This is a genomic window from Prauserella alba (assembly GCF_024171735.1).
Taxonomy (GTDB): Bacteria; Actinomycetota; Actinomycetes; order Mycobacteriales; family Pseudonocardiaceae; genus Prauserella; species Prauserella alba.
On the sequence record NZ_JAMTCH010000004.1, the window covers coordinates 1,391,035 to 1,402,551 of the forward strand.

The 11,517-nt window shown below is 71.0% G+C and carries 17 protein-coding genes; 14 read left to right on the forward strand and 3 right to left on the reverse strand.

Translation table 11 applies throughout. The annotated features are described in order from the left end of the window. Positions 1 to 39: 39 nt before the first annotated feature. Both LY12_RS15255 and LY12_RS15260 read left to right on the forward strand, forming a co-directional pair. Positions 40 to 1,014 carry an ABC transporter ATP-binding protein gene (locus tag LY12_RS15255; RefSeq protein ID WP_253857124.1) on the forward strand — a complete coding sequence of 325 codons (975 nt, stop codon included), beginning with the start codon at positions 40 to 42 and terminating at the stop codon, positions 1,012 to 1,014. Beyond that, positions 1,011 to 2,657 carry an ABC transporter permease gene (locus LY12_RS15260; protein WP_253857126.1) on the forward strand — a complete coding sequence of 549 codons (1,647 nt, stop codon included), beginning with the start codon at positions 1,011 to 1,013 and terminating at the stop codon, positions 2,655 to 2,657. Before LY12_RS15255 ends, LY12_RS15260 begins: the two co-directional genes overlap by 4 nt. A gap of 126 nt (positions 2,658 to 2,783) precedes the next feature. On the opposite strand, the gene LY12_RS15265 is transcribed toward LY12_RS15260, so the two are convergent. Beyond that, positions 2,784 to 3,173: a hypothetical protein gene (locus LY12_RS15265; protein ID WP_253857128.1), complete on the reverse strand. Its 390-nt coding sequence runs from the start codon at positions 3,171 to 3,173 to the stop codon at positions 2,784 to 2,786. A 238-nt stretch (positions 3,174 to 3,411) separates the two neighbouring features. Between LY12_RS15265 and LY12_RS15270 the strand changes: the two genes are divergently transcribed. The 10 genes from LY12_RS15270 (at position 3,412) to LY12_RS15315 (ending at position 8,199) form a co-directional block, all read left to right on the forward strand. Further along, positions 3,412 to 3,660 (forward strand): hypothetical protein, encoded by a 249-nt coding sequence (locus tag LY12_RS15270; RefSeq protein ID WP_253857130.1) that lies wholly within the window; start codon positions 3,412 to 3,414, stop codon positions 3,658 to 3,660. A gap of 144 nt (positions 3,661 to 3,804) precedes the next feature. Then, entirely contained in the window at positions 3,805 to 4,359 is a 555-nt protein-coding gene (locus LY12_RS15275; protein ID WP_253857131.1) for an RNA polymerase sigma factor, read from the forward strand. Continuing rightward, complete coding sequence (locus tag LY12_RS15280) at positions 4,350 to 4,889, forward strand: anti-sigma factor (RefSeq protein ID WP_253857132.1); 540 nt, start codon at positions 4,350 to 4,352, stop codon at positions 4,887 to 4,889. Before LY12_RS15275 ends, LY12_RS15280 begins: the two co-directional genes overlap by 10 nt. Positions 4,890 to 4,950: 61 nt before the next feature. Next, positions 4,951 to 5,337: an Asp23/Gls24 family envelope stress response protein gene (locus LY12_RS15285; RefSeq protein ID WP_253857134.1), complete on the forward strand. Its 387-nt coding sequence runs from the start codon at positions 4,951 to 4,953 to the stop codon at positions 5,335 to 5,337. Then, the gene (locus tag LY12_RS15290; protein WP_253857136.1) at positions 5,334 to 5,672 is read left to right on the forward strand and encodes a hypothetical protein; all 339 of its coding nucleotides are present in this window, start codon (positions 5,334 to 5,336) and stop codon (positions 5,670 to 5,672) included. Before LY12_RS15285 ends, LY12_RS15290 begins: the two co-directional genes overlap by 4 nt. A gap of 55 nt (positions 5,673 to 5,727) precedes the next feature. Further along, the gene (locus LY12_RS15295) at positions 5,728 to 6,219 is read left to right on the forward strand and encodes an Asp23/Gls24 family envelope stress response protein (protein WP_253857138.1); all 492 of its coding nucleotides are present in this window, start codon (positions 5,728 to 5,730) and stop codon (positions 6,217 to 6,219) included. 319 nt (positions 6,220 to 6,538) lie between these two features. Beyond that, positions 6,539 to 6,715 carry a hypothetical protein gene (locus LY12_RS15300; RefSeq protein ID WP_253857140.1) on the forward strand — a complete coding sequence of 59 codons (177 nt, stop codon included), beginning with the start codon at positions 6,539 to 6,541 and terminating at the stop codon, positions 6,713 to 6,715. Between the two features lie 7 nt (positions 6,716 to 6,722). Then, positions 6,723 to 7,097, forward strand: a complete 375-nt coding sequence (locus LY12_RS15305; protein ID WP_253857142.1) for an Asp23/Gls24 family envelope stress response protein — start codon at positions 6,723 to 6,725, stop codon at positions 7,095 to 7,097. Continuing rightward, positions 7,094 to 7,627: a DUF6286 domain-containing protein gene (locus LY12_RS15310; RefSeq protein ID WP_253857144.1), complete on the forward strand. Its 534-nt coding sequence runs from the start codon at positions 7,094 to 7,096 to the stop codon at positions 7,625 to 7,627. Before LY12_RS15305 ends, LY12_RS15310 begins: the two co-directional genes overlap by 4 nt. Beyond that, positions 7,627 to 8,199: an alkaline shock response membrane anchor protein AmaP gene (locus LY12_RS15315; RefSeq protein WP_253857145.1), complete on the forward strand. Its 573-nt coding sequence runs from the start codon at positions 7,627 to 7,629 to the stop codon at positions 8,197 to 8,199. The genes LY12_RS15310 and LY12_RS15315 overlap by 1 nt, the downstream gene beginning before the upstream one ends. Before the next feature lie 111 nt (positions 8,200 to 8,310). Here LY12_RS15315 and LY12_RS15320 read toward each other — a convergent pair whose 3' ends face one another. Together LY12_RS15320 and LY12_RS15325 are read right to left on the reverse strand one after the other, a co-directional pair. Then, on the reverse strand, positions 8,311 to 9,558 hold the full coding sequence (locus LY12_RS15320; protein WP_253857147.1) for a hypothetical protein: 1,248 nt from the start codon (positions 9,556 to 9,558) through the stop codon (positions 8,311 to 8,313). A gap of 140 nt (positions 9,559 to 9,698) precedes the next feature. Next, complete coding sequence (locus LY12_RS15325) at positions 9,699 to 10,505, reverse strand: ArsR/SmtB family transcription factor (protein WP_253857149.1); 807 nt, start codon at positions 10,503 to 10,505, stop codon at positions 9,699 to 9,701. 124 nt (positions 10,506 to 10,629) lie between these two features. Between LY12_RS15325 and LY12_RS15330 the strand changes: the two genes are divergently transcribed. Together LY12_RS15330 and LY12_RS15335 are read left to right on the forward strand one after the other, a co-directional pair. Then, a complete protein-coding gene (locus LY12_RS15330) occupies positions 10,630 to 10,896 on the forward strand; it encodes a glutaredoxin domain-containing protein (RefSeq protein ID WP_253857151.1) in 267 nt (88 codons plus the stop codon). Positions 10,897 to 11,012: 116 nt separating this feature from the next. Further along, positions 11,013 to 11,489 carry a Fur family transcriptional regulator gene (locus LY12_RS15335; RefSeq protein WP_253857153.1) on the forward strand — a complete coding sequence of 159 codons (477 nt, stop codon included), beginning with the start codon at positions 11,013 to 11,015 and terminating at the stop codon, positions 11,487 to 11,489. Positions 11,490 to 11,517: the final 28 nt, after the last annotated feature.

The window sequence follows — 11,517 nt, forward strand, 5'->3', positions numbered from 1 at the left end:
TAGTTCACAACTTTGTGAAACAAGTGTACCTTCGAACGCATGACAGACAACGCCGCGAGCACCACCACGAGCGGCACGACCGCCCACGAGGCGATCGGCGTCGCCGGGCTGCGCAAGACATTCGGCCGCACCACCGCCCTCGACGGGCTCGATCTGCACGTCGAGACCGGGGAGGTGCACGGCTTCCTGGGCCCCAACGGCTCCGGGAAATCGACCACCATCCGGGTACTGCTCGGCCTGCTGCACGCCGACAGCGGCGACGTGCACCTGCTCCACGGCGATCCGTGGCGGCAGGCGGCCACGCTGCACCGCAGGCTCGCCTACGTTCCGGGCGACGTGAACCTGTGGCCCAACCTCTCCGGCGGGGAGGTCATCGACCTGCTCGGCAGGCTGCGCGGCGGGCTGGACAAGCGCAGGCGTGCCGAGCTGATCGAGCGGTTCGAACTGGACCCGACCAAGAAGGGCCGCACCTACTCGAAGGGCAACCGGCAGAAGGTCGCGCTCGTGGCCGCGCTGGCCTCGGACGTCGAACTGCTGGTCCTCGACGAACCGACGTCGGGTCTCGACCCGCTCATGGAGGCCGCGTTCCAGGAGACGATCCGCGAAGTCCGCGGCCAGGGCAGGACGGTACTGCTGTCCAGCCACATCCTCGCCGAGGTGGAGGCACTGTGTGATCGCGTGAGCATCATCCGCGCGGGCCGCACCGTCGAGACGGGCACGCTGGACGACCTGCGCCACCTCACGCGGACGTCCATCTCCGCCGAGCTCGCGGGCCACCCGAACGGCCTGGCGAACCTGCCCCATGTTCACGACCTGCGCGTCGACGGCAACACCGTCCACTTCGACGTGGACACCGACGCACTCGACGAGGCATTGCGACGGCTCACCGACGTCGGCGTACGCAGCCTGACGAGCACGCCACCGACCCTCGAGGAACTGTTCCTGCGGCACTACACCGACGAACTGCCCGGCACCGAGGCAGAACGCGCGGAGAAGGCGAGGACGGCGCCATGACCGCGAACGTCACCCACGCCCCCGCCGCCCGCGAACGGCAGCCGGCCGCGGCGGGTTCGCTCGCGGGCACTGGCCAGCTGATTCGCCTGGCGCTGCGCCGCGACCGGATCGTGCTGCCCGTGTGGGCTCTGGTGATCGCCTTCCTCGCCTCGTCAGGCGCGAGCGCGTACGAGGCGCTCTATCCCGACCCGGCGGACCGCGCCGGACTGACGGCCAGCGTGGCGGCCAATCCGTCGTTCGCGATCATGTTCGGTCCCGCCTACGACCTGGAGACCGCGGGCGGGTTCGCGGCCTGGCGGTTCGGCACGATCGCGGCGCTGCTGACGTCGTTGATCGCGGCGTTCACCGTGACCCGCCACACCCGCCAGGAGGAGGACACCGGGCGACAGGAGCTGCTGTCGTCGGCGGTCGTCGGCCGCTACGCACCGCTGACCGCGGGCGTGATCACGGCCGGCCTGTTCAGCGCGGCGACCGGGGCGCTGCTCGCCGCGATGATCGCCGGGGTCGGCGCGGACGCCACGGGTTCGGTGGCGTTCGGCGCGGCCGTCGCACTGTGTGGCCTCGTCTTCACGGGCGTCGCGGCCGTGACCGCCCAGCTGGCGGAGTATTCGCGAACCGCCAACACGCTCGCGGGCTCCACGTTCGGCGTGCTGTTCCTGCTGCGCGCCGCGGGCGACACGTCCGAGGCCGAATGGCTGTCGTGGCTGTCGCCGGTGGGGTGGGTGCACCGGGTGCGCGCATTCGCCGAGAACGAATGGTGGGTGCTGGCGCTGCCCGCCGCGACAACACTCGCGTTGTGCGCGGTGGCGTACGCACTGCTCCCGAAACGCGACGTCGGGATGAGCCTCATCGCAGGCAGGCCGGGACGCGCGGCGGCCAAACCAGGACTGCGGACGTCGCTGGCACTGTCGTGGCGGCTGCACCGCGGCGCGCTCATCGGCTGGCTCGTCGGATTCGCCGTGATGGGAATGCTGTTCGGCACGCTCGCCTCCGGCGTCGGCGACATCGTGGGCGACAGTGCCGAGATGAAGCAGATGCTGCAGCAGATGGGCGGCGCCCGCGGCATCGAGGACGCGTTCCTGAGCTCGATCACCGGCATGGTCGCCATGATCGGATCCATGTACGCGGTGCAGGCGACCCTGCGGATGCGCTACGAGGAAACGGCCCTGCGCGTCGAACCGCTGCTCACGACCGGTGTCGGACGGCTGCGCTGGCTCGGCGGGCACCTGCTGTTCGTGCTGGCGGGCACGGCCGCGGTGCTCACGGTGTGCGCCGCGCTGCTCGGCCTCGGCTACGGGCTCAGTTCCGGCGACGTCGGCGGCGAGTGGCCACGCGTGTTCGGCGCGACCCTCGCTCAACTGCCGGCGATGTGGGTGGTGGCCGGCGCCGCGGTGCTGCTGTTCGGGCTCGTGCCGCGCGCGACGGTGGCGGCGTGGGCACTGGCGGCGGCGTTCGTGCTGATCTCCATGTTCGGCCCCATCCTCGAGCTGCCCCAGGCGGTGCTGAACGTCTCGCCGTTCACGCACGTGCCGCAGCTGCCGCACGCCGAGTTCACCGCCACCCCGCTGCTGTGGCTGACGGCCACGGCCGCGGTCCTCGTCGCCGTGGGCATGACCGCGCTGCGCAGGCGCGACATCGGCTGACCGGGTCCGGCGAGGCCGGCGCGGCCGGTGGGTTCCGAGGGGAGGTCGGCGCCGAAAGAAGGTGGGCGCCGAGGGGAGGTGGGCCGGTCCGGTCTCGGGGGCCGGACCGGTCACACCACCGGACCGTCAGTCCGGCCGTACGGTTCCGTTCCGGTCGACCGTGATCGACGCGGCGGGCCCACCGGCGGGGCATTCCTCACCGTTCGGCCAGGTCGGCTCGGGTGTCACGGTCACGGGGCCCAGCCGTCGCCCTTCGGCGACGAGCGTGACACGCACGGGCTCCGCGGGCAGCTCCCGGATCTCGGCGAACCCGTGCTGCCGGTCGGATGACCAGCGGCGGACGTCGTGCTCCCGGCAGTCCCCGTTCCAGCACGCCTCGAGCACCGCGTCGCCGAGCAGCGCGTCGGGAACCCCCGGGCCATCGATGCTGATTCCGGGAGGCGAGCCGATCGCCGTACAGGTCTGCCCGTCCGCACCGCACCCGCCGAGGACGGCGAGAACCGACAACCCCGACATCCACATCCACCGCATGCCCACTGGGACGCACCCGGCGGCCGTTCCGGTTGCACGGCCCGCCCCGCCAGGTCGAACCGCCCCGCCAGGTCGAACCGGGGCGCCGGCGACGCTCCCGCCGCGCCCGGTTACCCCGCTGCCGAATCGCACGTTCGATCAGGTGCCCTGCGGCGACTAGGGCTGCGCGACGACTCCCGGTCCGTAACATGAGGTTCCGACGAGTCGGGTGCGGAGGAACGGGATGGACAGCGATCGACGCGCGGAATGGTCGCCGGCCGAACGGGCCGCGTACCGGCAGTTCGTGCGGGATCACCATCCCGACGCGGGCGGAGACCCGGAGGTGTTCGCTGCCGGGCTGCGCAGGTTCCGCCAACGCCCTCGGCCGGAGGCCGAACCCGTCGTGTTCGTCGCCCGCAGACGTGGCCTGCCGCGACTGTGGGCCGCGCTGTCGGCGCGCCGCCGTCGCAAGAGGAAGCCACGGGTGCGCTAGTACCGGAACCGGGCGGCCGGCCGGGCACAACGACCGACGCCGGTGACGGCGAACCGAACGTCCGCGTGGTGACGGTCACCCGGGCGCGCGCGTGACGACGGTGCGATTCCGGTGTCCTACGAGGTGAACAGGAGGGATGTCGCCATGACGGTCACCGGGACGCAGCTGGACGACGTCACGCTCGTCGCCAGAGCCCGGGACGGGGACGCCCACGCCTACGAGCAACTGGTGACTCGGTACGAGGGGCCGATCTATCGGCTCGCGCTGCGGATGCTCGCCAACGCGGCCGACGCCGAGGACGTCACCCAGGACGCGTTCCTCACCGCGTGGCGACAGCTCGGACAATTGCAGGAGGACGCCGCGTTCGTCGGCTGGCTGTACCGCAGCGCCACGAACCGGTGCCTGAACGTCATCCGATCACGCAAGCCACTGGTCGACGGCACGCCCGAGGAACACGCCGCACCGGGCCCCGACGGTAAACCGGAGCAACAGGCCGAGACCAGCGCCCAGCTCGCCGCGCTGTCAGCGGCGATGGCCCGGCTCACTCCCGAGAAGCGAGCCTGCTGGCTGCTGCGCGAGGTGCACGGCCGGTCCTACGACGAGATCGCGGCGACATTGGCCGTCTCCGCCACGACCGTGCGCGGGCGGATCGCACGCGCACGAGCAGAACTGGCTGAGGTGATGTCACCATGGCGCTGAGCCCTGGTACGGACGAATACCGGCTGCCCTGTGGCCGGGACGTCGAAAGCCTGTGGGAGGAACTCGACGCACCCGACGAGCACGGGACCAGCTGCCAGCACTGTCAGGCATCCCGAGCCAGTCTTCAGCTGTTGCGCGAGACGACGGCGGAGCTGGTCGCCGACGACACCGAACCGCCCCCTGGGCTGACGGCCCGCATCATGGCCGCGGTGCGTGCCGACGTTCGGCGCCGCGACCTTCTCGAGCTGCCGACGACCGAGGCCGGTGCCGCGCGCATCAGCGCGCAGGCCGCTGCGACGATCCTGCGATTCGCCGCCGACACCGTCGACGGCGTGCGGGCACGGCACTGCAGGGTGGAGCTGGACGCGACGGGCGCGGTCGTCGAACTGAACATCGCCGTCGACGGCCGCACCTTCTCCCACCCTGCACTCGAGCAGGTTCGGCAGCGGGTCGAGACGGCCGCCGGCAGCCGCATCGGCTGGCCGACGGTCACCCTGCATCTCACAATGACGGACATCTTCGAAGCGTGATCGTGCTCCGCAAACGCGACGAAAGGACGACGACAGCCGTGCCGACCGTGGACATCGACAAGTGACCGGCCAGGAACGCGAACCGGAGTGGGAGGTCGAACCGCCCGTACTCGCCGCGATCGCGGCACGAGCGGCCTCCCGCGTGTCCGGGGTGCGACGCCTGCAGGGCGGCATCGTCGGGCTCACCGGAGCCGCCATACGCGCGGTCCGGCAACGGATCGCCGATGTGGAACCCGCCCCCACCGAAGGGGTCCGGACCAGTGTCGACGGCGCCACCGGCAGCGTCGATCTCGAGATCGACCTGACGATCTCGGACTTCGACCAGGCGGCGGCCGTGGCGCGGGCGGTGCAGCGCGCGGTACGCCGGACCGTCACCGACGCCACCGGGATCGCCCCGAGGAACGTGTCGGTGAACGTCCTCGACGCCGACCCTCGGACAGCCGCGTGATCACCGACAGAACCGAACTCACGCGGGAGCTGCTCACCGTGCTCCGCGAGCTCTCCGGATTGCGTCCAGCCACCCCGGTGACCCGGTCCTGGGTTCCCTGGGACGCCGATGTGATGGCCGTGGACATCGACGACCACGCGGTTGAGATCCGGGTCGTCGCACTGACCCTGCCGCTCGAACCCGTGCTGCGCGACGCCGCTTCGGCGCTGGCACCGTCCTTGAACGACAGTTCCTGGAGGGACACACGGCTCCGGCTCGTCGTGACCGACGTGGATCGCGGTGCGCTGGACTCACTGCACGTGCCGGGAGATGCAGACCACACGAACGGGTCGTGACGTTCTCCCGTCCGTGGGGTCTTTCCTGTGTAGGCATCCGACGAAGGAGGACGACATGACCGACACCGGCAAGAGCACCACGCAGAGTCCGGAATCCAGGACGACCACTCAGGCTTCGGGTGGCGAAGTGGAGAAGTCCGGGAACAGTGCGCTGGTGACCAAGGACGGCACCACCACCATCGCCGACACCGTGGTGCAGAAGATCGCCGCGCTGGCCACCCGCGAGGTGTCCGGGGTCCACGACGTCGGCGGCGGCGCCACGCGGGCGTTCAACGCGATCCGCGAGCGCATCCCCGGCGCCTCGGCTTCGAGCGGCCAGGGCGTCACGGTCGAGGTCGGCGAGAAGCAGGCCGCGATCGACCTGCAGATCCTCGTCGAGTACGGCGTCTCGATCGCCGACCTGTCGCGGTCGGTACGGCGCAATGTCATCACCGCGGTCGAGCAGATGACGGCGCTGGAGGTCGTGGAGGTGAACATCCACGTCGGCGACGTGCACCTGCCCGGAGACGACAACGACGAGCAGGCCGACAGCAGTCGCGTGCAGTGACCGGCGACCGGCTCCGGACCGACCGGATCGCCGCCGTGCGGTCCACTCCCCGCGTCGCCGGATACGGCGGCACCTCCCGGATCACACCGCCGCTGCGGGATCCGGCGACGTCACCGGATGCCGGGGAATACCGGTTCCCGCAGCGGCCGGCCCGTCGGTTGGCGGGCCGGGCCGACCGGCTGCTGCGCGCGGCGGCGCCGGACCAGGTCGGCGACGATGTGCGGGAGGTTGTCGCGGCATCACCGGGGACGGCGGCAGGACCGGTCCACGGCGTCGGCATTCGCACCGATTCTGACGGCTCGCCTGAAGGGACACTGTCATGAGTATGACCCAGATCGGGTTGCTTACCGGGCTCGTGCTGGGCCTCGCCGGGGCCTTCGGCGGGTTCGGCGCATTCGTGTTCGTCCTCGTGTTCGGAGGACTGGGACTCTTGGTCGGCCGCTATCTGGACGGCAAGCTCGACCTGTCCCAGTTCTCCGGGCGGGACCGGAGCTGAGGCACACATGACCGCCACCAGCATCGAGGAACGCGGGCAGACCACGATCGCCACGCGCACCGTCGAACGGATCGCCACCGCGGCGCTGGCCGAAGTGGACGACGTCGGCGGCAGCGTCCGGCGTGTGCTCAACATCGCCGTGGGTAGTGCGGATTCCGCCCACCACGACGCACAGGTCACCGCGCAGATCCAGGGGAATGAGGCCACGCTCGGCGTGCGCCTGTCGGTCACCTATCCGACGCCGGTGTCGGTGGCCACCGAAGCGGCCAGGAGCCACCTGATCCGCCGGGTGACCGAGTTGACCGGCCTTGCCGTGCCGCGCGTGGACATCACGGTCACCGCGCTGCATGCGCCGGCCCGCGATCACAGGAGGGTGTTGTGAAGCGCCGTCCCCGCAGGAGCCTGCCGGCCTCGTTGGTAGCGCTCGTCACGATGGCCGCGGGAGCGCTGGCCGCGGTCACCGCGGTGCAGTTGCTCCTCGGCGAACCACCGTGGATCAGCTACGACGCAGTGGCGCGTGCCCTGCACGGCCTTCGCTGGACCGATACCGCAGTGCTTCTCATCGGCATCGGCACGGCGCTGGTGGGGTTGCTCCTGCTGCTGTGCGCGTTCGTGCCCGGCGCGCGGACGGTACTTCCGTTGGCACCCGGCGACGGCAGTGTGGACTGCGGTGCCGCCCAGCGCAGCTACCGCAACGCGCTGCACAGCGCAGCCGCCCGGGTCGACGGCGTCAGGGACGTGAAGGTGAAGGCGCGCGGCCGATCCGTCAGGGCCGTCGTGCGCACCGATCGCACGAACACCACGGGCCTGGCCGAGGCGGTGGAACGAGCCGTGACCCAGCGGATCGACCAGCTCGGACCCGAACGCAGGCCGACGGTGACAAGCAAACTCAAGGCCGCTAGGAGCAAGTGATGCCCAGCCTCAATCGTCCCGCGAGGCTCAACCGCAGCCTGCTCGCGCTGTTCGGATTGGTGCTGGTCGCGGCAGGCGGGTTCGCGGTCGCGACCCATGTCGGCTGGCTGACCGTGCTCGGTGCGGACACACGCGTGGTCCCCGGCACCGCGCGACCGCCGACCTGGGCGCTGTACGTCACCGCGGCCGCGGGCGTCGTCGTCGCGCTGCTCGCGCTGACGTGGCTGCTCGCGCAGCTGGCCCGAAAGCCGGCGACCACCACATGGCGATTCGAGCGGGAACCGGCAGCAGGCACCACCGAGCTGGCCGCGAGCACCGCCGTCGAACCGCTACTGGCCGAGCTCGAGTCCTACGACGGTGTGGCCTCGGCGCGGGGAACGCTCGGCGGACCGCAGCGTTCCCCGGTCCTCACTCTCGTGATCACGGCGGAGTCGGACGGCGATCCGGCCGAGATTCGCCGGCGTCTCACGTCGGAAGGAATCCCCAGGCTTTGCACGGCCCTCGAGCTCGACTCCCTGCCCACGCGAGCCGAGTTCCGTTTCAGCACCAAGACGAACAGCCACGTCCGCTGATCTCCGGCGCACCGGACGTCGCACCGCAGGCCACCGGCACGGCATCGAGGCATGCGGCCCAGCGCGGGAACGCATTCACCGGCGCGACCCGGCATGCCGTCGCGGCCGCGCTCACTCCGGGTCGGCCCGCGCTTCGGTCACCTCGGCCAGTGCGGCTTCGGCCTCGCTCACCCGGCGGTCGGCGGCGTCGAACGCCTTTCGGGCCGCGATGGTGCGGCGGCGAGCCTCGGCCTCGGCGGCCTCCGCCTCCCTGAGTTCGGTGACGACAGCACCGAACGCGGCCCTGGCCTCGGCGAGTTCGGCACTGCGCCGGCGGCGCAGCTCCCGCCGCTCCCTGAGCCACTGTTCCCGGCGTTCCTGTTCCTTGCGCTCCTGATCCCGTTCCTTGCGTTCCTGGTCCCGGCGTTCCCGTTCCCGTTCCTTTTCCCGGCGTTCCTGATCGCTGGGCTCCTGCTCGCGCCGCCGCTGTGCGCCGTCCTCGTGCTGGGCCCGCTGTTCCCGGATCCGATCCTCGGCCGGTTGCGGTTCGCGCCGTTGCCGGTCCCGGCGGTTCCGTTCACGACGTTGCCGCTGATCGTCGCGATGTTCCCGGTCCTGCATCCCGGCCTGCGCCCGCCGCGCAGAATCGCCCGAGCTCTCCACAGGGCGGTGACTCTCGAGGCCGTGACTCTCGGGGCTGTGACTCTCGAGGCCGGGACTTTCTAGGCCGTGACTTTCGGGGCGCAGATCTTCGCTGCGCAGACCGTGGGGCCGGGCAGTCGCGGCAGCCCGGGGGCCACGGCCGGCCACATCGGGCGAGGGCCAGCCCGCGGCGAACACATCCCCCGGCTGCAACGTCGCGGCGAGGCAACCGCGCGCCACGGCCTCGCCCGCGCCGGCGTCGGTCACCGCCGCGTCGAACGTGTCGTGCACCTCGCGTGACACGTCCAGGTCCGCGTCCGCGGCCTCCAGTTCGGACAGCTCACGGACCAGGTCCGACCGCCGCTGCGACAGCTCCCTGATGCGGTCGCCGTCCAGCTCACCGTGTGCGGCACGCAGCTCGTCGCCGAGCCCGCGGAGTTGCCCGACGCGACCGGGGTTCCGGCGCGCGAACCGGTTCACCCGCGCGGCCGCGACGGTCGGTTTGCGCAGCTTGCGGATCCGGGCCGCGAGGTCACGGTCGCCCGCGGAACGCGCACGTTGATCGCGCGTCCGCGTGAACTCCGCGCGATCGAGGGCGTACAGCTCGTCGGCGACGTCCCGCAGCGCGGCGTCCGCCGCCGCGGCCGCCTCCCGTGGGGAATCCCCCGGTGACTGCCGCTCGCGTGCGGCGTGCTCGTCCCCGTCCGCACCGGTGCCGATCCGCGCACCATCGTCCATGCCGTTCAGCGTGCCGCAACTCCGCGCCCCCGCGAAGGCCTCCGAACGCCCGCCTACCGGCAACCGAGATCGACATCCCGGTCACGCAGCAGTACCCCGCCCGGCACGCGGACACGGCGACCCGGCGCCGTGATCCCGCGTCACGTAGCCGGAAGCTGCTCCCCGTCTTCCAGCAGAGTCTTCAGATCGGCCACGAGTTCGGGCCAGCCCTGGGACACCATCTGCCGCATCGTGCTGCCGTCGGGGAACCCGTCGTGGGTGACGGTGAGCCGCACCTTCTCGCCGCGGCCGTCGGGGTCACCGCGGCTCTCGATCTCGAATGTCACGGTCGACCGCGATTCGGCGGCCAGCTCGGCGCGTACGTCCTCACCGACCCCCACCGAGGCCGCCCACTCCGGGGTGGGCGTGTGCCACGTGTACGACAGCCTGCGATACGGCTCGGACTCGACGACCTGCTGCGCCGGATCCTCGGTGCGGTTGCCGCCTTCCCGCCACACCATCGGCGACCCGGGCTTCCAGTCGGTCTCGAACTCGACGCCCCAGTAGCGGCGGGTGAACGCGGGATCGGTCAGCGCCTGCCACAGTTTCTCCGGCGTGGTCCTGATGTACGTCGTGTACACGAATGCGGGCTCGCCCATCGGTTCCTGCTCCAATGCCTGTTTGAGGTCGGCGAGCGCTTCGACCCGCCTGCGGTCGTAGGTGTGGATCCAGCGATCCGAGATCGCGTGGATCGGCGCGGCGTTGAGGTAGTGCAGCTTCTCCCTGCCCCGGCGAATCGTGGTCACGAGATTCGCCTCCTCCAGCACGGCCAGGTGTTTGCTCACCGACTGGCGCGTCATGTCCAGCTCCGCGCACAGTTCCCGCAACGCCTGCCCGTTGCGGGCGTTGAGGCTGTCCAGCAACCGGCGACGGCCGGGGTCGGCCAGCGCCTTGAAGACCTCGTCCATCCGCTCCCGCTTCCGACATGCAGCCGATCGGCTGCCCTTTCAACATAGGCAGCTGTCCGGCTGCATGTCAAGCTGCGTCACATCGCACACCGGACGGCCGGAGGTGCGACGTACGGTCGGAACCGTGGCGATTGACGAGATCGAGTTCTACTGGCGACCCGGCTGCCCGTTCTGCATGATGCTCGAGGCACAGCTGGATGCGACCGACCTGCCCGTCCTGAAGATCAACATCTGGGAGGAGCAGGGCGCGGCCGAACGCGTGCGCGCGGCCGCCGGCGGCAACGAGACCGTGCCCACGGTGTACGTCGGGGAACACTCCCTGGTGAATCCGAGCATCGCCCAGCTGGAAGAGCTCGTCCGCACCGAAGCACCCCAGCTCCTCGGCCGCTGACCCCGCGCCCCCAGGGGCACTTTGGTTGCATTCAGTGCAACCAAAGTGCCCCTGGGGGCGCCCGCCGCTGCGACACGGCGGTTTGACCGCATCCAGTTCGGGTAGCCCGGCAGGTGATGGATGCAGGTTCACCGCCGGACATCGCAGAACTGCTGCGCTCGGCCGGATTGCGCGTCACGGGGCCACGCAGGCGCGTACTGCGCTGGCTCGAACACCACCCGCACTCGACCGCGGACGCCGTATGGGCGGGCGTGCGCGGACAACCGGCTTCCGTGTCACGGCAGGCCATCTACGACGTCCTGCGCGCCTGCGAGGAAGCCGGTCTGGTCCGTTCCGTACAGCCCGCCGGCCACGCGGCTCGTTACGAACGCCGCGTGCACGACAACCATCACCACCTCGTCTGCCAGTCATGTGGGCGGACGGAAGACGTCGACTGCGCCGTCGGCGCGTCGCCGTGCCTCATCCCGAGCGATTACCGCGGGTTCGACATCTCCCAGGCCGAGGTCATGTTCTGGGGCCTGTGTCCTGCGTGCCTGCAGCGACGACGGTCCGAGTCCACGGCCGCACAGGCTCCCGCTCCCCACGGCGGCTGACCCGGCAGCGGGGCCACGGCCCCGCACG

Excerpts from the sequence above, each read along its gene's own strand:
- LY12_RS15265 (WP_253857128.1), bottom strand. The coding sequence starts at position 3,173 with ATGTCGGGGTTGTCGGTTCTCGCCGTCCTCGGCGGGTGCGGTGCGGAC.
- LY12_RS15260 (WP_253857126.1), top strand. The coding sequence starts at position 1,011 with ATGACCGCGAACGTCACCCACGCCCCCGCCGCCCGCGAACGGCAGCCG.
- LY12_RS15255 (WP_253857124.1), top strand. The coding sequence starts at position 40 with ATGACAGACAACGCCGCGAGCACCACCACGAGCGGCACGACCGCCCAC.
- LY12_RS15300 (WP_253857140.1), top strand. The coding sequence starts at position 6,539 with ATGAGTATGACCCAGATCGGGTTGCTTACCGGGCTCGTGCTGGGCCTC.
- LY12_RS15325 (WP_253857149.1), bottom strand. The coding sequence starts at position 10,505 with ATGGACGAGGTCTTCAAGGCGCTGGCCGACCCCGGCCGTCGCCGGTTG.
- LY12_RS15270 (WP_253857130.1), top strand. The coding sequence starts at position 3,412 with ATGGACAGCGATCGACGCGCGGAATGGTCGCCGGCCGAACGGGCCGCG.
- LY12_RS15320 (WP_253857147.1), bottom strand. The coding sequence starts at position 9,558 with ATGGACGATGGTGCGCGGATCGGCACCGGTGCGGACGGGGACGAGCAC.
- LY12_RS15335 (WP_253857153.1), top strand. The coding sequence starts at position 11,013 with ATGGATGCAGGTTCACCGCCGGACATCGCAGAACTGCTGCGCTCGGCC.
- LY12_RS15305 (WP_253857142.1), top strand. The coding sequence starts at position 6,723 with ATGACCGCCACCAGCATCGAGGAACGCGGGCAGACCACGATCGCCACG.
- LY12_RS15295 (WP_253857138.1), top strand. The coding sequence starts at position 5,728 with ATGACCGACACCGGCAAGAGCACCACGCAGAGTCCGGAATCCAGGACG.
- LY12_RS15280 (WP_253857132.1), top strand. The coding sequence starts at position 4,350 with ATGGCGCTGAGCCCTGGTACGGACGAATACCGGCTGCCCTGTGGCCGG.
- LY12_RS15315 (WP_253857145.1), top strand. The coding sequence starts at position 7,627 with ATGCCCAGCCTCAATCGTCCCGCGAGGCTCAACCGCAGCCTGCTCGCG.
- LY12_RS15275 (WP_253857131.1), top strand. The coding sequence starts at position 3,805 with ATGACGGTCACCGGGACGCAGCTGGACGACGTCACGCTCGTCGCCAGA.